This window comes from Serratia sp. CY29653, from assembly GCF_052169255.1.
GTDB classification, from domain to species: domain Bacteria; phylum Pseudomonadota; class Gammaproteobacteria; order Enterobacterales; family Enterobacteriaceae; genus Serratia; species Serratia sarumanii.
In genome coordinates this window covers 226,624-246,455 of sequence record NZ_JBJNLC010000001.1, presented here as the reverse complement: position 1 = coordinate 246,455, position 19,832 = coordinate 226,624, and the positions used below count along the sequence as shown (strand labels likewise).

Genomic DNA, 19,832 nt, shown 5'->3' with positions numbered 1-19,832 from the left:
CCTGACTCACGGCAGGTTAACACCAAACAGGCACGGCATTCGCCGTGCCTGTTTGCTTTTCAAACCTCGCTGCGGCTGTAGCGCACCTGCTGGCTGTAGTAAGCCAACGTCTGTTCCAGCGTCTCCAGCGTGACCGGTTTCGACAGGCAATTATCCATACCCGCCTCAAGGCAACGCTGCTTCTCTTCCGCCAGCGCGTTCGCCGTCACGCCGATCACCGGCGCGCTGAACTGCATCTGCCGCAGCGCCTGCGTCAGACGATAACCGTCCATATTCGGCATATTGACGTCGGTCAGCACAATATCGACGCGATGCTGTTTCAGCACGCCGAGCGCGTCGACGCCGTCGTTGGCGGTCACCACCTGATATCCCAGCGATCCCAGCTGATCGGACAACAGGCGACGGTTGATCGGATGATCGTCGACCACCAGCAGATGAATATCGCCGTTGTCCGCCGCGCTGGCCTTGGCGGGCACCGGCAGCTGCACCAGCGCCTCTGCCGCGCCGCTGCCGACGCCGAACAACCGGTTGAGCAAGGTCAGCGTTTCACGCGGCGTGGAGGTGCTGTGCATCCAATAGCCCGGCCGGGTTTCCTGTGATGGGCCAATATGCTCGGTGGAGAATTGGATCTGAGCCAGCAGCGGCGCATCCAGCATCAGCGGATGATCGCTGAGCAGCACCTCTCCCGCGGCGGTCTCCTGCCCGTCATAGCGCTGGATATCGGCGCCGTAGCCGCCCAGGATCGCCATCAGGTAGCTTTCCAGCCGCTGATTGCGGATATCCAGCCACAGCCGACGCCCCTGCCAGGTATCGCTGGCCTGCGGGATCGGGAACTGGGCGTTAAACAATGGAATGCGAATGCTGAACAAGCTGCCCAGGCCCGGCTCGGACTCGACGGAGACGTCGCCGTCCATCAGGTTGACCAATTTCTCGCAGATCGCCAATCCCAGGCCGGTACCCTGGAAATGACGCTGCACGCCGGTCCCCACCTGGAAGAACGGATCGAACAGGCGCGAAATCTCCTTCTCCGGGATGCCGACGCCGGTATCGCGCACGCTGAACTCCAGGTAGCTGCCGCGGGTGCAGACCTGCAGCACGATACAGCCGGTATCGGTGAACTTGATGGCGTTGTTCACCAGGTTGGAGAGCACCTGCTGCAGCCGCACCGGATCGCCGAAGAAGCGCTCCGGCACGTTCTGTTCGATAAAGCAGTACAGCCCCAGACGTTTCTTGACCACCAGCGGCAAATAGTTGCCGGCGATATGGGTGATCACCTCCAGACAGGAGAACTCGCGCGGTTCAATCTTCAACTGCTCGGACTCGATTTTGGAGAAATCGAGAATGTCGCTGATGATTTTCAGCAGCAGGCCGGAAGAGTTGTTCATCGCATTGACCAGCCGATCGACCCCTTGCGGCAACGCCTTGGTTTGCAGCAGATCAAGGTTGCCGATAATGCCGTACAGCGGCGTGCGCAGCTCATGGCTGACGGTGGCCAGGAACATCGATTTCGACTGGCTGGCCTGCTCCGCCGCCGCCGCCATCTCCTGCAGCGACTCTTCCATCTTCACGCGCGCGCTGACGTCCACCAACACGCAAATCGCCACCTCTTCGTTACGGTAGCGCGAATGGACAAAGCTGATCTGCAGGTTGTTGTTGTTGCTGGTCATCACATCGACGAAATTCGCCTGCTGTTCGCAAATGATGCGCGTTATGCGATCGCGATCTTCGTGGGTCAACAGGTTGATGTAGTTATGCGCCAGCTCGTTACTCAAAATATTGGTGCCGTCGCTGATGCGCAGGATACAGATGCCCACCGGCGCCGAAGCGACGATCTTGCGGTTGAACTGCTCGTGCTCTTCCAGGCGGAAGGCGTTGTCCTCCGCCGGCAGGAACATCTTGCGCTCAAACAGCCACGCCAGCGTGAACAGCACGATGGCCGACAACAGGTTCAGCAACAGCGCGTTGAGGATCAGCATTTTGAAGCGTTCCACCACGCTTTTCACCGGCAGCGCATAGACGATGCTCAGCGAAGAAGGCGGCAGCGCTTTCTTCAGGATCAGGTCGCGGTAATTGTCGACATAACCGAAGTAGGCATGCTCTTCGGGGTAGCTGTTGAGCGCAGCGGCATAGCGTTCGCCATCCGCCAGGCGCAGCACCGGCTCGTTGTTCTCATCCAGCAGCGTGACGCCGATCGGCAGGTTGCCGGCGGTAACGAAATCTTCCAGCCGAACGGTTTGCTCGATGCCCAGCAACGCCTCCAGCTTGTTGCCGATATAGAGAGGCGTCAGCACGTACAGGTAACCGACGTCCGGCCGCTGCGCGCTGGGGCTGATCCAATACAGGTTGTTGTCTTTGTCGAGATTCTTGGCGTTGCGGTATTTCAGAATCCGCTCGTGCAGCAACTTCAGCATGTTTTCCCGATTGGCGCTCGCGTTGCCGCCGCCGAATTCCGCCATACACAGGCTGTCGCCGCCGATGAAGAACACCCGGTTGAGATCGTAGGCCGCCACGAAGTTCTCTTTCCAATACTGGATCAGGCCGCTCAGCGAATCGAGCGAACTGCGATAGGTGGTGCTCAGCGCGCAGTTGGACTCCGGGTACAGCGGAAAGAATTGCGGCGGGCTGCCCTTGCCGGGGATCACGCCGCTGAACATGTCCAGGCCGCTGACCGAACCGTTGAGGCGATTTTCCGCCATATACTTGATGTCGCGAATGATGTCAGCGGAGTGACGGATGTAGCCCTGCGCCTGGTCGAAGTTGAGGTTGTACTCCTGCCGGATGTCCGATTCTTTCTGATGCAGGATATTCAGAATATAAAAGGTGGTGAGCAGCGCACCCAACGACCACAGCAAAATCGCCAGTACCCGGAACAGATAGCGGGATATCTTCAGCGTAGTTCGAAAAGAGGCTAAGTATTTCAATCGGATACCATACGAAAGTCAGTGGCGGCGCACGCTGTCGCCGGCGCGGCGGCCGGCGGCTCGGTGCGCCAATTAAACCATATAACTGAAAAAGGGCCTAGCATCGCTGCCAGACCCTTTTGTCTCAGTGCATCATGGTGCCGGCATGCCGACGCCCTTTGCTTTAAACGTTGTCGTCATCCATCGGCTCAGCCGCGTCGTCGCCATCGTCCAGCGGCGTGGTGTCTTCTTCCACCGCTTCCGCGCCCGGCTCCAGGCTGTCCAGCTCTTCGTCTTCCACCGGCTCGGCCACGCGCTGCAGACCGACGACGTTTTCGTCTTCCGCCGTGCGGATCAGCGTCACGCCCTGGGTGTTACGGCCCACCACGCTGACTTCCGAAACGCGGGTACGCACCAGCGTGCCGGCATCGGTGATCATCATGATCTGGTCGCTGGTTTCCACCTGCACGGCGCCGACCACCTGGCCGTTACGCTCGCTCACCTTGATGGAGATAACCCCCTGGGTGGCGCGCGACTTGGTCGGGTACTCGGTCACCGCGGTACGTTTACCGAAGCCGTTTTGCGTGACGGTCAGGATGTCGCCTTCGCCGCGCGGCACGATCAGCGAGATCACGCTATCGCCTTCGCCGAGGTTGATGCCGCGCACGCCGGTCGCGGTACGGCCCATCGAACGCACCTGCGTTTCCGGGAAGCGCACCACTTTACCGTTGGCGGAGAACAACATCACTTCGTTGCTGCCGTCGGTCAGATCGACACCGATCAGCTCGTCGCCCTCGTTGAGGTTGACGGCGATGATGCCGGCGCTGCGTGGGCGGCTGAACTCGGTCAGCGCGGTTTTCTTCACGGTACCGCTGGCGGTGGCCATGAACACGTGGCGCCCTTCTTCATACTCGCGCACCGGCAGAATGGCGGTGATACGCTCATCGGCTTCCAGCGGCAGCAGGTTGACGATTGGGCGACCGCGCGCGCCGCGGCTGGCTTCAGGCAGTTGGTACACCTTCATCCAGTACAGGCGGCCACGGCTGGAGAAGCACAGGATCGTATCGTGGGTGTTGGCCACCAGCAGGCGATCGATAAAGTCTTCTTCTTTGATACGCGCCGCAGACTTGCCTTTGCCGCCGCGGCGCTGCGCTTCATAGTCGGACAGCGGCTGATACTTCACGTAGCCCTGGTGAGACAGAGTCACCACCACGTCTTCCTGGTTGATCAGGTCTTCGATGTTGATGTCGGAAGTATTGGCGGTGATCTCGGTGCGGCGGCCGTCGTTGTACAGCTCTTTGACTGCCACCAGCTCTTCGCGGATCACTTCCATCAGTCGCTCTGGGCTTTCCAGGATAAAGATCAGCTCGGCGATAAAGTTGAGCAGCTCTTTATATTCGTCCAGCAGCTTCTCGTGCTCCAGGCCGGTCAGTTTCTGCAGGCGCAGATCCAGAATCGCCTGAGCCTGCTGCTCGGTCAGGTAGTATTTGCCGTCGCGGATGCCGAACTCCGGCTCCAGCCACTCAGGGCGGGCGGCGTCGTCACCGGCGCGCTCCAGCATGGCGCTGACCTTGCCCAGATCCCACGGCTGCGCCACCAGCGCGACTTTCGCTTCGGCCGGGGTCGGCGCACGGCGAATCAGCTCGATGATCGGATCGATGTTGGCCAGCGCGATAGCCAGCGCTTCCAGGATATGGGCGCGGTCGCGGGCCTTGCGCAGTTCGAAGATGGTGCGGCGGGTAACCACTTCGCGGCGGTGACGCACGAAGGCTTCGAGGATGTCTTTCAGGTTCAGCAGCTTAGGCTGGCCCTGATGCAGCGCGACCATGTTGATGCCGAAAGTGACCTGCAGTTGCGTCAGCGCATACAGGTTGTTCAGCACCACTTCGCCGACCGCGTCGCGTTTGACTTCGATCACGATGCGCATGCCGTCTTTATCGGACTCGTCGCGCAGCGCGCTGATGCCTTCCACACGCTTTTCTTTCACCAGCTCGGCGATCTTCTCGATCAGACGCGCCTTGTTCACCTGATACGGGATCTCGTGAACGATGATGGTTTCGCGCCCGGTCTTGGCGTCGGCTTCCACTTCCGCGCGCGCGCGCAGGTAGACTTTGCCGCGCCCGGTACGGTAGGCCTCTTCAATGCCGCGACGGCCGTTGATGATCGCCGCCGTCGGGAAGTCCGGCCCCGGGATGTGTTCCATCAGCCCTTCGATGCTGATGTTTTCATCGTCGATATAGGCCAGGCAGCCGTTGACGACTTCCGCCAGGTTGTGCGGCGGGATATTGGTGGCCATGCCCACGGCGATGCCCGACGAACCGTTGACCAGCAGGTTCGGGATCTTGGTCGGCATGACGGCCGGGATCTGCTCGGTGCCATCATAGTTAGGCACGAAGTCGACGGTTTCTTTTTCCAGATCCGCCAACAGTTCGTGAGCAATCTTGGACATGCGCACTTCGGTATAACGCATCGCCGCGGCGGAGTCGCCGTCGACGGAGCCGAAGTTACCCTGACCGTCCACCAGCATGTAGCGCAGTGAAAACGGCTGAGCCATACGCACGATAGTGTCGTAAACCGCGCTGTCACCGTGCGGGTGATATTTACCGATCACGTCCCCGACGACACGGGCCGATTTCTTGTATGGTTTATTCCAGTCGTTACCCAATACGCTCATCGCGTACAGAACGCGACGGTGAACCGGCTTCAGTCCATCACGAACATCTGGCAGCGCACGTCCGACAATAACGGACATCGCATAGTCCAGATACGAGTTTTTCAACTCGTCTTCGATGTTTACCGGTGTGATTTCTCTGGCAAGGTCGCTCATGGAGCTGCTATCCCTCTACTAATGATTCATCTGCCCGCTGCCATAGTGGCAAAGGTGTAAAACTATATCACAAAGCACGCTTTACGGGAAAATAACCGCCGCTGTTTCACGGAAATTGTGCAGATAAGTGCGCTAAAAACGCATCGGCGCAGACGATGCCGCGCCGGAACATGTATAATCCGCGCAACGAGAACAAGGAGCCAGACAAGCCCATGAACGCAGAATCATCCAGCCGAGTGCAAAACGTTGACCACCAGGAAATCGCCAAGTTCGAGGCCGTCGCCTCCCGCTGGTGGGATCTGGAAGGCGAGTTCAAACCGCTGCACCGCATCAACCCGCTGCGCCTGAACTACATCATGCAGCGCGCCGGCGGCATTTTTGACAAGCAGGTGCTCGACGTGGGCTGCGGCGGCGGCATTCTGGCGGAAAGCATGGCGCGCGAGGGCGCCAAGGTGACCGGGCTGGACATGGGCGCGGAGCCGCTGCAGGTCGCGCGGCTGCACGCGCTGGAAAGCGGCATGGACGTCACCTATGTGCAGGAGACGGTGGAAAGCCACGCTCAGGCCAACCCGCAACGCTACGACGTGGTCACCTGCATGGAGATGCTGGAGCACGTGCCGGATCCGGCCTCGGTGGTGCGCGCCTGCGCCCAGCTGGTGAAACCGGGCGGCCACGTGTTCTTCTCCACCATCAACCGCAACACCAAAGCCTGGCTGATGGCGGTGATCGGCGCGGAGTACGTGCTGAAGATGGTGCCGCAGGGCACCCACGATCATAAGAAGTTCATTCGCCCTTCCGAACTGATCGGCTGGGTCGACGGCACGCCACTGCGCGAAAAGCACATGATCGGCCTGCATTACAACCCGATCACCGATCATTTCAAGCTTGGGCGCAACGTTGACGTGAACTACATGGTGCACACCCAGCACGAAGGTTAAGCGCTGTAAACCGCGCCGGCCCTGCATTACCGGGGGGCGGCGCCATTGGCGTATTCGGAAAAATACCTAATTTCCGCGATTTCGCTCAAAATACCCGTTGTAAACAGTTTTTTAGAATATTAAATCAGATCAATATGCCGTTTTTTTCTAACGTTTAATAAAGCGCCAAACGATCGATTTTTTCAGTTTTTCAGTAAAATCTGATCGCGCTTATTGAGAAGCTTGTCGCGCCAGTCACGGCGCGCACTGCGAACGGCAAGTTACATTTCACCCCCAAGTTATCCACAAATTAGGCCGGTTTTGTTCACTTGCAAACGCCGTTTTTTCTCACTATCTTGTTACCTCACCGACATACAACCCCTATATATAGTGTTTACATACTGAGCAGAGCGACTACACTTCTGCTTAGGGGCACCATACGGACAGGTAAAACACCACATGAACCAAAGTCTGCTTGTAACTAAACGCGATGGCCGTAAAGAGCGCATCAATCTCGACAAAATCCACCGGGTCATCGATTGGGCCGCAGAGGGATTACACAACGTCTCGGTTTCTCAAGTAGAGTTGCGTTCACACATTCAGTTTTATGACGGCATCAAAACCGCCGACATTCACGAAACCATCATCAAAGCCGCAGCCGATCTGATCTCCCGCGATGCGCCGGACTATCAGTACCTGGCCGCTCGCCTGGCGATCTTCCACCTGCGTAAAAAGGCTTATGGCCAGTTCGAGCCGCCGAAGCTGCACGCTCACGTGACGCGCATGGTCGAGATGGGCAAATACGATAAGCATCTGCTGGAAGACTACAGCGCTGAAGAGTTCGAGCAGATGGATTCCTTTATCGATCACTGGCGCGACATGAACTTCTCTTATGCCGCCGTCAAGCAGCTGGAAGGCAAGTATCTGGTGCAGAACCGCGTCAGCGGCGAGATCTATGAAAGCGCCCAGTTCCTGTACATGCTGGTGTCCGCCTGCCTGTTCTCCAACTACCCGCGTGAAACCCGTCTGGACTACGTCAAACGTTTCTACGACGCGATTTCCACCTTCAAGATTTCGCTGCCTACGCCGATCATGTCCGGCGTGCGCACCCCAACCCGCCAGTTCAGCTCCTGCGTGCTGATCGAGTGCGGCGACAGCCTGGATTCCATCAACGCCACCTCCAGCGCCATTGTGAAATACGTTTCGCAGCGCGCCGGCATCGGCATCAACGCCGGCCGCATCCGCGCGCTGGGCAGCCCGATCCGCGGCGGTGAAGCCTTCCATACCGGCTGTATTCCGTTCTACAAACACTTCCAGACCGCCGTCAAATCCTGCTCGCAGGGCGGCGTGCGCGGTGGCGCGGCAACGCTGTTCTACCCGATGTGGCACCTGGAAGTGGAAAGCCTGCTGGTGTTGAAAAACAACCGTGGCGTTGAAGGCAACCGCGTGCGTCACATGGACTACGGCGTGCAGCTGAACCGCCTGATGTACCAGCGTCTGATCAAGGGCGAAGACATCACCCTGTTCAGCCCGTCCGACGTGCCGGGGCTGTATGACGCGTTCTTCGCCGATCAGGACGAATTCGAACGCCTGTATACCCAGTACGAGAAAGACGACAGCATTCGCCAGAAGCGCGTGAAAGCGGTTGAGCTGTTCTCGCTGATGATGCAAGAGCGCGCCTCTACCGGCCGCATCTACATCCAGAACGTCGACCATTGCAACACCCACAGCCCGTTCGATCCGCAGATCGCGCCGGTGCGTCAGTCCAACCTGTGCCTGGAAATCGCCCTGCCGACCAAGCCGCTGGAAGACGTCAACGACGAAAACGGCGAGATCGCGCTGTGCACCCTGTCGGCCTTCAACCTGGGCGCGATCGACAGCCTGGACGATCTGGAAGAGCTGGCGACCCTGGCGGTGCGCTCACTCGACGCCCTGCTGGATTACCAGGATTATCCGATCAAGGCCGCGCACCGTGGCGCGATGGGCCGCCGCACCCTGGGCATCGGCGTTATCAACTTCGCCTATTACCTGGCGAAGAACGGCGTGCGCTACTCCGACGGCAGCGCCAACAACCTGACGCACAAAACGTTCGAAGCCATTCAGTACTACCTGCTGAAAGCCTCCAACCGCCTGGCTCAGGAACAAGGCGCTTGCCCGTGGTTCAAAGAGACCACTTATTCGCAGGGTATCCTGCCGATCGACACCTACAAGAAAGACCTGGATGCGGTCTGCAGCGAGCCGCTGCACTACGACTGGGAAACCCTGCGTAAAGAGATCCAGGAAACCGGCCTGCGCAACTCGACCCTGTCTGCGCTGATGCCATCGGAAACCTCTTCGCAGATTTCCAACGCCACCAACGGCATCGAGCCGCCGCGCGGCCACATCAGCATCAAGGCGTCGAAAGACGGCATCCTGCGCCAGGTGGTGCCGGAGTATGAGCGCCTGAAAGACAACTACGAGCTGCTGTGGGAAATGCCGAGCAACGACGGCTATCTGCAGCTGGTGGGGCTGATGCAGAAATTCATCGACCAGTCGATTTCGGCCAACACCAACTACGATCCGACCCGCTTCCCGGGCGGCAAGGTGCCGATGAAGCAGCTGTTGAAAGACCTGCTCACCACCTACAAGTTCGGCGTGAAAACGCTGTACTACCAAAACACCCGCGACGGCGCGGAAGACGCCCAGGAAGATTTGCAGCCTGCCAAGGCCGGCGATGACGACTGCGAAAGCGGCGCCTGCAAGATCTAAAGTTTGACCTAGCGGGCCGGAATTTTCCGGCCCCTTCATTTAGCCACGTTACGATGGATTCAGGCTTATGGCTTACACCACTTTTTCTCAGACCAAAAACGACCAGCTGCAAGAGCCGATGTTCTTCGGCCAGTCGGTAAACGTTGCGCGTTTCGACCAGCAAAAGCATGAAATCTTCGAAAAACTGATCGAAAAGCAGCTCTCCTTCTTCTGGCGCCCGGAAGAAGTTGACGTCTCCCGCGATCGCATCGATTACCAGGCGCTGCCGGAGCACGAGAAGCATATCTTCATCAGCAACCTGAAGTATCAGACGCTGCTGGATTCCATCCAGGGCCGCAGCCCGAACGTCGCTCTGCTGCCGCTGATCTCGATCCCTGAGCTGGAAACCTGGGTGGAAACCTGGTCGTTCTCCGAGACCATCCACTCCCGTTCCTACACTCACATTATCCGCAACATCGTCAACGATCCGGCGCTGGTGTTCGATGACATCGTCACCAACGAAGAGATCAAGAAGCGCGCGAAAGACATCTCCGGCTACTACGACGATCTGATCGAGATGACCAGCTACTATCACCTGCTGGGTGAAGGCACCCACCAGGTGAACGGTAAAACCGTCACCGTCAATCTGCGCGCGCTGAAGAAACAGCTGTACCTGTGCCTGATGAGCGTGAACGCGCTGGAAGCGATCCGCTTCTACGTCAGCTTCGCCTGCTCCTTCGCGTTCGCCGAGCGCGAACTGATGGAAGGCAACGCCAAAATCATCAAGCTGATCGCCCGCGACGAAGCGCTGCACCTGACCGGCACCCAGCACATGCTGAACCTGATGCGTTCCGGCGCCGACGATCCGGAAATGGCGGAGATCGCCGAGGAATGCCAACAGCAGTGCTACGATCTGTTCGTGCTGGCTGCCCAGCAGGAAAAAGAGTGGGCGGAATACCTGTTCCGCGACGGCTCGATGATTGGCCTGAACAAAGACATCCTGTGCCAGTATGTAGAATACATCACCAATATCCGCATGCAGGCGGTCGGCCTCGGTCTGCCGTTCGAAACCCGCTCCAACCCGATCCCATGGATCAACGCCTGGCTGGTGTCCGACAACGTGCAGGTGGCGCCGCAGGAAGTGGAAGTGAGCTCCTACTTGGTTGGCCAGATCGACTCGGAGATCAACGCCGACGACCTGAGCGACTTCGAACTGTAAGCGATGGCGACGCCAATCGTAACGCTGCGCGCCGCCGGCACGCAGCTCTCCTGTCCCAACAGTGAAAGCTGCCTGCTCGACGTGCTGGAGTTGCACGACGTGCAGGTAGAGTACCAATGCCGCTCCGGCTATTGCGGCGCCTGCCGCCTGAAGCTGGTGAAAGGCGAAGTGGCCTACCGCCAACAGCCGCTGGCGTTTATCAACGCCGGCGAAATCCTGCCCTGCTGCTGTATGCCGCTGACGGATATCGAGCTGGAAATGTAAAGTCGGGTGCCGGAAACCGCGCCTGGAGACCAGAAGGCGGGGTTGCCCCCGCCCTATGATTACCGCTTCACCTCACACGCCAACCTGATCAGGATAGTGATATTTTCCTGGTAGATTTTCAGCTCGCACAGCGAGTCTCTTATCATCCAGATAAATAACAAAACCGTAATACATACAACGGTTAGCGAGTGAAACACATGCTTTAAGCGCATGCTTGCCTCCTTGCTGTGAAGGGGCTACCATACCGGTGTCTAGGCGGTATGTGCAGCCCCATTCTGATTGAGAGTCAGTCTGGGGCTTTCATCTATCCGCCTTGCCACACAATGCCCAAGACGAACAGTCTCAAGCACCCGCCAAAAGAGTAACAGCATTCCCTCGCCGCGAATATCCCCTATAAGATTATGATTAATCAGGGATATATAACTATCCTCAAAGTAATTCGCTTAGCGCCCCTTTCCTGCCGAGGCGGAAAAATAACGCGCCGGAGAATCGCCAAAGGCTTTGCGAAACATGGAGATAAAATTACTCTGCGAGGCATATCCCAGCGTTTCCGCGATCTGCAGCACGGTTTCGCCGCGCAGGCACTCAGGAACTACGGTGCAGATCTGCAAACGCGGGGCGCGGCGGCGATACGCCTTTCACGCCTGGCGTCCGAACGGCTGCAGCAAAGCCGTGACGCCGGCAACTCGGCGCCATGACCGTCACTCGATAATTTCCACCACCTCCAGCCAGGCGTTTTTACCGCACACCTGGCCCCCATTTAGCCAACGGCGCAGCATATCCAGCGCCAGCATCGCCACCGACTCCTGCCGCAGCCGCAAGCCGTGGCGCGACGCACGATAACGCACGGTCTGGCCAATGCCGCCGCGCGGTGTGTGCAGCGCAATGCTCACCTGCTCGTCGCACATGGCGCTGACTGCCAACGCCAACGGCGCGCCGGTCAATTCCGCCAGCGAGCGGGCGCGCGCCAGCGTGGTTTCCAGCGTTTCGATGCAGTGCGCCGGCAGCAGCTCTCCCCCTGCCAGCGGCGCCCCTTCGCTCTGCAGCTGCAGATTGATCAACCCGGCGCTGAACTGTTCGCTCAACGCCAGCTTCAGCCCTTGCTGATTCAGGCGCTGCGTCAGCGTCGCCGGCAACCCGGCTGTGCCTTCAAAAATGCAGTTGTCCCCCGCCACCTCGCGCACACGCCGCCAGGCCTGATCCATTTCCACACGCCGGCTTTCCGGCCCGGTCAGCTTCAGCTCGATGATCGGGCTGGAGGAACGGTAACCCAGCACCACATCCGGCGGCAGCGGCATACCGTCCAGCTCGGCGGCCAGATCGCTCTCTGAGGTGCCGAAGGTGGTCAGGCGCAGGCAGAGTGGCGGCGTCGGCAAGGTGAAGCGTTGGCGTAGACGCGGCACGATCTGCTGTTCGACCATCACTTTGAATTCCGACGGCACGCCGGGGGTGAAGAACATCTGACATCGGTTCAGCTGCAGCGCGAACCCGCAGGCGGTGCCCACCGGGTTATCCAGCATTTCCGCGTTGGCCGGGATCTGCGCCTGCTTGCGGTTGGAAGGGGCCATCGGCCGCCCGCGCTCGGCGAAATAGGCTTCCATGCGCGCCAGCCAGTCGGCCCGTTCGACCAGCTCTACGCCACAGGCTTTGGCGGCGGCCAGCGCGCTGAGATCGTCGCTGGTCGGCCCCAGGCCGCCGTTGACGATCAGCACATCGGCGATATGGCTTCTTTCCTGCAGGATCTCGATCAACGCAGAGAGGCTGTCCCCGACCGTTTCCCGCCCGCTCATCGGCACTCCCTGCTGGAACAGGTAGTCCGCCAGCCAGGCGGCGTTGGTATCAATAATTTGCCCGTGCAGCACCTCATCGCCGGTGCTGAGCATCTCCACCCTTAACATTGATCTCTCCCACATTTTTTGGTCATTCCACTATAGAAGCCCGTAAATAACTTTTCACTAGCCGCCTGCGGATAATTTCAGCCATGGGCCCGTTCCTCATGTGCCATGCAGCTCGCCGCAATGTAAACATTAATGTACATCATGCGTAACGTCGGTTTGACACAAATTAGGGCTTCCACTATCCTGCCATCCTCATAAATCGTTACCTATAATTTTCAAAATCTTTCGGCTGGTAGAGAAAAAACGTGAAGAATCGCACTCTTGGCAGTGTTTTTATCGTGGCGGGCACCACCATTGGCGCCGGGATGCTGGCGATGCCGCTGGCGGCGGCCGGCGTCGGCTTCGGCGTCACGCTGGCCTTACTGGTCGGGCTGTGGCTGTTGATGTGTTACACCGCGCTGCTGCTGGTAGAGGTTTACCAGCATGAGCAGGCGGATACCGGTCTGGGCACCCTCGCCAAACGTTATCTCGGCGGCGGCGGCCAGTGGCTGACCAGCTTTAGCATGATGTTCCTGATGTACGCCCTCACCGCCGCCTATATCAGCGGCGCCGGCGAACTGCTCGCCACCAGCATCAGCCAGTGGACATCGCAGGACTTCCCGGTGTCGCTCGGCGTTCTGCTGTTCACCCTGGTGGCCGGCGGCGTGGTATGCATCGGCACCCACTCGGTCGATTTGTTCAACCGCATCCTGTTCAGCGCCAAAGTGGTATTTCTGGTGGTGATGCTCGGCCTGATGTTGCCGAATATCCACCAAACCAACCTGATGACGCTGCCGCTGGAGCAAGGCCTGGCGCTGTCGGCCATTCCGGTGATCTTCACCTCTTTCGGCTTCCACGGCAGCGTGCCGAGCATCGTCAACTATATGGGCGGCAACATTCGCAAACTGCGCTGGGTGTTTATCATCGGCAGCGCTATCCCGCTGATGGCCTACATCTTCTGGCAGTTGGCAACGCTGGGCAGCATCAGCTCCGACACCTTCGTCGGCATTCTGGCGCAGCAGGCCGGGCTGAACGGTTTGTTGCAGGCGGTGCGCGACGCGGTGGCTTCGCCGCACGTTGAACTGGCGGTGCACCTGTTCGCCGATCTGGCGCTGGCGACCTCGTTCCTCGGCGTCGCGCTCGGGCTGTTCGATTTCCTGGCCGACCTGTTCAAGCGGCAAGACAACGTGCGTGGCCGCCTGCAAACCGGCGCCATCACCTTCTTGCCGCCGCTGGCCTTTGCGCTGTTCTATCCGCGCGGCTTCGTGCTGGCGCTAGGATTCGCCGCCATTGCCTTGTCGGTGTTGGCGCTGCTGTTGCCTTCACTGCTGGTGTGGAAAACGCGCAAAAAACATCAGGCGCAGTATCGCGTCTGGGGCGGTACGCCGGCGCTGGCGTTGGTGTTTGTCTGCGGGGTGACGGTGATCGCCATTCAACTGGGCATCGCCAGCGGCATGCTGCCGGCGGTGGGGTAAACCAGGCAGAAAAGATAAAGGGGCCTGAAGGCCCCTTTTTCACAGTGTCAGAAGCTCAGACCCACGCCGACGTAAGGGCCATCGGCCAGCGTGTTGTCGCGACGCCCGTCTTTGCCTTCCATTTGCATGTAACGGTAGCCCACGTCCACGCTCAGCGGACGGAACTTCCAGCGCAGGCCGCCGCTGGCTTCGTTATAGGCTTTCACGCCGCTGGTGAAGGATTCAGGGGCAAAGTACCCTTCGCCGTGCAGGCTGAAGTAACGGTTGATCTCCCACTCCAGGCCGCCGCCCAGCGCCACCGCCCCGCCGCTCTTCCCATCTTTCGGGCTGAGGTACAGCGCTTTGGCACCCACGGTCGCCGTCAACGGCCCCAGCGGCACGCCGAAGTTCAGCCCCAGGCTGCCGACGTTACCGTCGTGGTCGCTGCGCGCCCAGTTGCCGGTCAGGCCCAGACCAGAAGAGCCGGTGCTCATGCCAACGCCCAGGTTGGTGTAGTGCTGCCCGGCTTCGCCCGACACGCTGATGGCGTTCGCCGCGCCGGTCACCAACAGCAATCCTGCCGCGCACGCGACCCAAGTCTTTTTCATCATCTTTCCCTCTGGTTTGTCATCCGTACCGAATGATCGAATCAACGCATAATAATAACGTCACGAGTCTATACCAAAGCGCAATGAGTATTTAAGGGATAAAAGCGAAAAAATTCTTCAATAATCAAATAAATGTAAATATTTGCAAACAAGATTCTATATTCGTCAAGGCAATGCCAACGATAACCGAGACCTATTTGCCGCCGCTCGGCAATAGAGCTACAACTAGTAGTGGCTTTGACCAAGGTCAGGGGAAGAAGCCCCGCCAAAGGACTATGCTGATGAACGCTTAAACCGCCCGAGTCTTTACTTAACTGCACTACGATAAGGAGCAAGTGATGAGCAAGAAAGGACTGACCACCGCAGCCGGCGCCCCGGTTGTCGATAACAATAACGTGATCACCGCAGGCAAACGCGGCCCGATGCTGTTGCAGGACGTGTGGTTCCTGGAAAAATTGGCCCACTTCGACCGTGAAGTCATTCCCGAGCGCCGCATGCACGCCAAGGGATCCGGCGCTTACGGTACCTTTACCGTCACCCACGACATCACCCGCTACACCCGCGCCAAGATCTTCTCCGAGATCGGCAAACAGACCGACATGTTCATCCGCTTCTCCACCGTCGCCGGTGAACGCGGTGCCGCCGACGCCGAGCGCGACATTCGCGGCTTCGCCATGAAGTTCTATACCGAAGAAGGCAACTGGGATTTGGTGGGTAACGATACGCCGGTGTTCTACCTGCGCGATCCGCTGAAATTCCCCGATCTCAACCACGTGGTGAAACGCGATCCGCATACCAACCTGCGCAACCCCGTCTACAAGTGGGACTTCTTCTCCCACCTGCCGGAGTCGCTGCACCAGCTGACCATCGACTTCAGCGATCGCGGCATTCCGAAGTCCTATCGCCACATGCACGGCTTCGGCAGCCACACCTTCAGCTTTATCAATGCCGCCAACGAACGTTTCTGGGTGAAATTCCACTTCCGCTGCCAGCAAGGCATTGAAAACCTGATGGATGACGAAGCGGAAGCGATCATCGCCAAGGATCGCGAAAGCTCACAGCGCGATCTGTTCGACGCGATCAAACGCGGCGACTTCCCGCGCTGGAAGCTGCAAATTCAGATCATGCCGGAACACGAAGCCTCGCAGACGCCATACAACCCGTTCGATCTGACCAAGGTGTGGCCGCACGGCGACTATCCGCTGATCGACGTCGGCTATTTCGAGCTGAACCGCAACCCCGACAACTACTTCTCCGAGGTTGAGCAGGTGGCGATGAACCCCGCCAACGTGGTGCCGGGCATCAGTTTCTCGCCGGATAAAATGCTGCAAGGCCGTCTGTTCTCCTATGGCGATGCGCACCGCTATCGCCTGGGCGTCAACCACCACCAGATCCCGGTGAACGGCGCCAAATGCCCGTTCCACAACTACCATCGCGACGGCGCGATGCGCGTGGACGGCAACAGCGGCAACGTCGCCACCTACGAACCAAACAGCTTCGGCCTGTTCCAGGAGCAGCCGGACTTCAGCGAGCCGCCGCTGAGCATTGAGGGCGCGGCCGACCACTGGAACCATCGTGAAGACGACGATTACTACAGCCAGCCACGCGCGCTGTTCAACCTGCTGAGCGCCGAAGAGCACCAGCGCATGTTCACCCGCATCGCCGGCGAACTGTCGCAGGTGCCGGAGCAAATCCAGCGCCGTCAGGTCGAGCTGTTCACCAAGGTGCACCCGGACTACGGCGCCGGCGTCGCCAAGGCGCTGGGGCTGAAATAACCCCCTGCCGTCATCCACTCAGCCGCCCTTTCGGGCGGCTTTTTTATGCCTGAGAGAGGCGCTGCGCCACCCATTGCTGCAACTGGCGGCGCGAAATCTTGATGCCGCCGTTTTTCAGCTCGTCAGGCAGCGGGAGCAGCACCGACGGGCGTTGGAAATTGGCCAGCTTGTCCTGCGACCAGGCGAGCAACGCCGCCAGCGACAGCGACGGATCGCCGTCGATTACCGCCACCGGCCGCTGGCCGAACTCGACGTCCGCCGCCGGCACCACAAACGCCTGCGAGATCTGCGGGTGCGCCGCCAACACGCGTTCGATATCCTCCGGCTGCACCCCTTCGCCGCCGCTGAAAAACAGGTTGTCCAGCCGGCCCAAAATGCGCAGTTCCCCCTCGGCCATCGCGCCGCGATCGCGGGTCGCGAACCAACCCTGTGCATCCGCCAGCGGCTGCAGCTGGCCATGACGCCAGTAGCCGAGCGCCAGGCTGTCGGCGCGGATCCAGACCTCTTCGTCCACCAGTTTTACCTCGCGGCCGCTGAGCGGCAGGCCGACGCCCGGCCGCGCATCGGCGCGCTTGGCGCACACCGTGGAAGCCAGTTCGGTCAGCCCATAGCCGCACCAGCAGCGGATCCCCGCCGCCTCCGCCCGTTCGGTCAGTTCCACCGGGATCATCGCGCCGCCGAGCAGCACCGCCTTCAGCGTCATGCCCGCCAGCGGTTGCGCCAACAGCCGCCACAGCTGGGTCGGCACCAACGAGGCGTGCGTGCATCCCGCCAACGCCTCGTTCAGCGGGTGCATCTCGCGCACCGCCAACCGGGCGCCCGCCGCCAGCCAGCGCCAGACAATGCCCTGTCCGGAGACGTGAAACAGCGGCAATGACAGCAGCCAGCAATCCTCGCGCTGAAACGCCATCAGCCCCAACACCCCGGCGGCGCTGGCCAGATGGTTGGCATAGCTGTGCGCCGCCGCTTTCGGCATGCCGCTGGAACCGGAAGTCAACGTCAGCGTCGCCAGACGCTGCGCATCCCACGTCGGCAGGTCTGGCCAACGCGGCTCGGTCGACGGCGGGGTCAATCGAATCACGTCTTCCGGCAGCGCCGGCAACGAGTCTGGGTCGAAGACAAAGGTCATATCCAATTCCGGCAACAGCTGCGCCAGCAGCGGCGTCGGCAAGGCGGGATTGAGCGGCAACAGGCGTGCGCCGCACTGCAACAGCGCCAGATAGGCCAGCAGCAGTGGATAGCTGTTTTTACCGCACAGCGCCACGCCGCAGCCCGGTTCAACGCCCTGATGCTGGAAATCCGCCGCCAGCTCATCCACCTGGCTCTGCAACGCCAGCCAGCTCAGCGGTTGTTCGCCGAGCATCAGCGCCGTCGCCTGTGGCTGAGTGCGCGCCCAGTGTCGCCACGGCCAATCGTTCAACGGCGCCATAGGCACTCCAGCGCCGAGACATCCAGCAGCGGCAACGCGATGCCCGGCCACGGGCGCAGCACCTGCGCCTGCATCAACCCCAGCGTGTCCAGGCCCGGCACGGTATCCGGCGTCAGCCAATGGGCAATGCGCGCCAGCTGGGTCAACCCCAGGCTGGATTCGAGGCTGGAGCTGATCACCGCCGTCAGCCCCGCCGCGTGCGCCTGCGCCACCAACGCCTGGCAGCGCGTCAGGCTGCCGACCAGCGTCGGCTTGATCACGATGGCCGCCACGCCCGGCTCGGCCTGGACTACAAAGTCCGCCTCGCGCACGCTCTCATCCCAGGCGATGGCGATGCCGGTCGCCCGGGCGAAATCGCGTGATTCATCACGGGTCTTGCAGGGTTCTTCCAAAAAGGCGATGCGATCGCGCCACGCCGGGTTGACGTATTTGGCGAAGCCGTCGGCTTTGGCGCGGGTCCAGCTGCGGTTGGCGTCCAGCCGCAGCCGCAGATCCGGCAGCGCCTCCAGCAGCACGTTGACGATCATGCCGTCACGCACCGCTTCATACAGCCCCACCTTCACTTTCGCGACTTTCTCGCCCGGCAAGGCGCTCAATGTCTCGAACAGCTCATCCGGATCGCCGGTACACAGCGGCGCCTTGCGAAAATCCGCCTGCGTCGGCAAGCGCTGCTCCAGCTCGGCCTGCGCGCAGCTGAGCCCAAAGGCCACCGAGGGCAGCGTGCTGTCATCCGGTTCGTTGCCCGCCAACCAGGCCTGCAGCCAGTCCAACGCGGCCTGTTCGGCCTGCGCCAGCGTTTCCCGGCTGAATTCCGGCAGCGGCGCGATCTCGCCCCAGCCTTCACGCTCGCCCTGACGCAGCTGCACCACCCATCCGTCACGCGTTTTCAACCGCTGATTGCGCAGCACCACACCCGCCTCCATCGGCAGGCTGTAACGGTAAAGCGCCGCGCTGCGGTTTACCCCGTTCATTACGGGTTACGCTTGAATTTGCTGAAGTCCGGCTGACGCTTCTCGTTGAACGCGTTGCGCCCTTCCTGCCCTTCGTCGGTCATGTAGAACAGCATGGTGGCGTTGCCCGCCAGCTCCTGCAAACCGGCCTGGCCGTCGCAGTCGGCGTTCAGCGCCGCCTTCAGGCAGCGCAGCGCCATCGGGCTGTTCTGCAGCATTTCGCGGCACCAGCGCACCGTCTCTTTTTCCAGATCGGCCAGCGGCACCACGGTATTGACCAGCCCCATGTCCAACGCGGCAGCGGCATCGTACTGGCGGCACAGGAACCAGATTTCGCGCGCCTTCTTCTGGCCGACGATGCGCGCCATGTAAGACGCGCCCCAGCCGCCGTCGAACGAGCCCACTTTAGGGCCGGTCTGGCCGAAGATGGCGTTATCCGCCGCGATGGTCAGATCGCACATCATGTGCAGCACATGACCGCCGCCGATCGAATAACCGGCCACCATCGCCACCACCGGTTTCGGGCAGGTGCGGATCTGGCGCTGGAAGTCCAGCACGTTGAGGTGATGCACGCCGCTGTCGTCGCGATAGCCGCCGTAGTCGCCGCGCACTTTCTGATCGCCGCCGGAGCAGAAGGCCTTATCGCCGGCGCCGGTCAGAATAATGACGCCGATGCCGTCGTCGTAACGGGCGTTGGCCAGCGCGTCGATCATCTCTTTAACCGTTTGCGGGCGAAACGCATTGCGCACCTGCGGCCGGTTAATGGTGATTTTGGCGATGCCGTCGGCGGACTTGTGATACAGAATGTCTTCGAAATCGCCGGTGCAATCCTGCCAGGCGATGGCGGCATACAGCTGTTCTTCATTCGGATAAAGCATGTTCGGT

The 19,832-nt window shown here is 60.2% G+C and carries 15 protein-coding genes; 6 read left to right on the top strand and 9 right to left on the bottom strand.

The genetic code is table 11. The features are described from left to right. Window positions 1-59 precede the first annotated feature (59 nt). Together rcsC and gyrA are read right to left on the bottom strand one after the other, a co-directional pair. Window positions 60-2,921 (bottom strand): two-component system sensor histidine kinase RcsC, encoded by a 2,862-nt coding sequence (gene rcsC / locus ACJ8HN_RS01155; protein WP_442522948.1) that lies wholly within the window; start codon window positions 2,919-2,921, stop codon window positions 60-62. A gap of 163 nt (window positions 2,922-3,084) precedes the next feature. After that, window positions 3,085-5,727 (bottom strand): DNA topoisomerase (ATP-hydrolyzing) subunit A, encoded by a 2,643-nt coding sequence (gene gyrA, locus ACJ8HN_RS01150; protein ID WP_442522947.1) that lies wholly within the window; start codon window positions 5,725-5,727, stop codon window positions 3,085-3,087. A 212-nt stretch (window positions 5,728-5,939) separates the two neighbouring features. Here gyrA and ubiG point away from each other — a divergent pair, with 212 nt between their 5' ends. The 4 genes from ubiG (at window position 5,940) to yfaE (ending at window position 10,854) form a co-directional block, all read left to right on the top strand. After that, entirely contained in the window at window positions 5,940-6,665 is a 726-nt protein-coding gene (gene ubiG, locus ACJ8HN_RS01145; RefSeq protein ID WP_004935909.1) for a bifunctional 2-polyprenyl-6-hydroxyphenol methylase/3-demethylubiquinol 3-O-methyltransferase UbiG, read from the top strand. Window positions 6,666-7,103: 438 nt separating this feature from the next. Continuing rightward, entirely contained in the window at window positions 7,104-9,392 is a 2,289-nt protein-coding gene (gene nrdA / locus ACJ8HN_RS01140) for a class 1a ribonucleoside-diphosphate reductase subunit alpha (RefSeq protein ID WP_033635301.1), read from the top strand. Between the two features lie 67 nt (window positions 9,393-9,459). Then, window positions 9,460-10,590 (top strand): class Ia ribonucleoside-diphosphate reductase subunit beta, encoded by a 1,131-nt coding sequence (nrdB, locus tag ACJ8HN_RS01135; RefSeq protein WP_019453694.1) that lies wholly within the window; start codon window positions 9,460-9,462, stop codon window positions 10,588-10,590. A gap of 3 nt (window positions 10,591-10,593) precedes the next feature. Then, a complete protein-coding gene (yfaE, locus tag ACJ8HN_RS01130; RefSeq protein WP_033635302.1) occupies window positions 10,594-10,854 on the top strand; it encodes a class I ribonucleotide reductase maintenance protein YfaE in 261 nt (86 codons plus the stop codon). Between the two features lie 59 nt (window positions 10,855-10,913). Here yfaE and ACJ8HN_RS01125 read toward each other — a convergent pair whose 3' ends face one another. The 3 genes from ACJ8HN_RS01125 to ACJ8HN_RS01115 all read right to left on the bottom strand — a co-directional run bounded on the left by ACJ8HN_RS01125 (window position 10,914) and on the right by ACJ8HN_RS01115 (window position 12,752). Beyond that, window positions 10,914-11,066, bottom strand: a complete 153-nt coding sequence (locus tag ACJ8HN_RS01125; RefSeq protein WP_033635303.1) for a Hok/Gef family protein — start codon at window positions 11,064-11,066, stop codon at window positions 10,914-10,916. A 231-nt stretch (window positions 11,067-11,297) separates the two neighbouring features. Next, on the bottom strand, window positions 11,298-11,420 hold the full coding sequence (locus tag ACJ8HN_RS01120; RefSeq protein WP_230200393.1) for a helix-turn-helix domain-containing protein: 123 nt from the start codon (window positions 11,418-11,420) through the stop codon (window positions 11,298-11,300). 135 nt (window positions 11,421-11,555) lie between these two features. Further along, a complete protein-coding gene (locus ACJ8HN_RS01115) occupies window positions 11,556-12,752 on the bottom strand; it encodes a nicotinamide mononucleotide deamidase-related protein YfaY (RefSeq protein WP_442522946.1) in 1,197 nt (398 codons plus the stop codon). A gap of 245 nt (window positions 12,753-12,997) precedes the next feature. Here ACJ8HN_RS01115 and tyrP point away from each other — a divergent pair, with 245 nt between their 5' ends. Continuing rightward, window positions 12,998-14,206 carry a tyrosine transporter TyrP gene (gene tyrP / locus ACJ8HN_RS01110; protein ID WP_033653776.1) on the top strand — a complete coding sequence of 403 codons (1,209 nt, stop codon included), beginning with the start codon at window positions 12,998-13,000 and terminating at the stop codon, window positions 14,204-14,206. 47 nt (window positions 14,207-14,253) lie between these two features. On the opposite strand, the gene ACJ8HN_RS01105 is transcribed toward tyrP, so the two are convergent. Beyond that, entirely contained in the window at window positions 14,254-14,793 is a 540-nt protein-coding gene (locus tag ACJ8HN_RS01105; RefSeq protein ID WP_016926923.1) for a YfaZ family outer membrane protein, read from the bottom strand. Window positions 14,794-15,131: 338 nt separating this feature from the next. Between ACJ8HN_RS01105 and katA the strand changes: the two genes are divergently transcribed. Beyond that, a complete protein-coding gene (gene katA, locus ACJ8HN_RS01100; protein WP_442522945.1) occupies window positions 15,132-16,568 on the top strand; it encodes a catalase KatA in 1,437 nt (478 codons plus the stop codon). A 43-nt stretch (window positions 16,569-16,611) separates the two neighbouring features. Here katA and menE read toward each other — a convergent pair whose 3' ends face one another. Genes menE through menB form a run of 3 tightly spaced genes read right to left on the bottom strand, consistent with a single transcriptional unit; the run spans window position 16,612 to window position 19,825 of the window. Next, window positions 16,612-17,997, bottom strand: a complete 1,386-nt coding sequence (gene menE / locus ACJ8HN_RS01095; RefSeq protein WP_442522944.1) for an o-succinylbenzoate--CoA ligase — start codon at window positions 17,995-17,997, stop codon at window positions 16,612-16,614. Continuing rightward, window positions 17,985-18,968 (bottom strand): o-succinylbenzoate synthase, encoded by a 984-nt coding sequence (gene menC / locus ACJ8HN_RS01090; RefSeq protein ID WP_442522943.1) that lies wholly within the window; start codon window positions 18,966-18,968, stop codon window positions 17,985-17,987. Before menC ends, menE begins: the two co-directional genes overlap by 13 nt. After that, window positions 18,968-19,825, bottom strand: a complete 858-nt coding sequence (menB, locus tag ACJ8HN_RS01085) for a 1,4-dihydroxy-2-naphthoyl-CoA synthase (RefSeq protein WP_033635308.1) — start codon at window positions 19,823-19,825, stop codon at window positions 18,968-18,970. The genes menC and menB overlap by 1 nt, the downstream gene beginning before the upstream one ends. Window positions 19,826-19,832: the final 7 nt, after the last annotated feature.

What these genes read in the sequence shown, in the direction of transcription:
- menB (WP_033635308.1), bottom strand. Translation starts at nt 19,825, where the DNA reads ATGCTTTATCCGAATGAAGAACAGCTGTATGCCGCCATCGCCTGGCAG.
- nrdA (WP_033635301.1), top strand. Translation starts at nt 7,104, where the DNA reads ATGAACCAAAGTCTGCTTGTAACTAAACGCGATGGCCGTAAAGAGCGC.
- ubiG (WP_004935909.1), top strand. Translation starts at nt 5,940, where the DNA reads ATGAACGCAGAATCATCCAGCCGAGTGCAAAACGTTGACCACCAGGAA.
- ACJ8HN_RS01115 (WP_442522946.1), bottom strand. Translation starts at nt 12,752, where the DNA reads ATGTTAAGGGTGGAGATGCTCAGCACCGGCGATGAGGTGCTGCACGGG.
- nrdB (WP_019453694.1), top strand. Translation starts at nt 9,460, where the DNA reads ATGGCTTACACCACTTTTTCTCAGACCAAAAACGACCAGCTGCAAGAG.
- menE (WP_442522944.1), bottom strand. Translation starts at nt 17,997, where the DNA reads ATGGCGCCGTTGAACGATTGGCCGTGGCGACACTGGGCGCGCACTCAG.
- yfaE (WP_033635302.1), top strand. Translation starts at nt 10,594, where the DNA reads ATGGCGACGCCAATCGTAACGCTGCGCGCCGCCGGCACGCAGCTCTCC.
- ACJ8HN_RS01105 (WP_016926923.1), bottom strand. Translation starts at nt 14,793, where the DNA reads ATGAAAAAGACTTGGGTCGCGTGCGCGGCAGGATTGCTGTTGGTGACC.
- katA (WP_442522945.1), top strand. Translation starts at nt 15,132, where the DNA reads ATGAGCAAGAAAGGACTGACCACCGCAGCCGGCGCCCCGGTTGTCGAT.
- menC (WP_442522943.1), bottom strand. Translation starts at nt 18,968, where the DNA reads ATGAACGGGGTAAACCGCAGCGCGGCGCTTTACCGTTACAGCCTGCCG.
- gyrA (WP_442522947.1), bottom strand. Translation starts at nt 5,727, where the DNA reads ATGAGCGACCTTGCCAGAGAAATCACACCGGTAAACATCGAAGACGAG.
- ACJ8HN_RS01125 (WP_033635303.1), bottom strand. Translation starts at nt 11,066, where the DNA reads ATGCGCTTAAAGCATGTGTTTCACTCGCTAACCGTTGTATGTATTACG.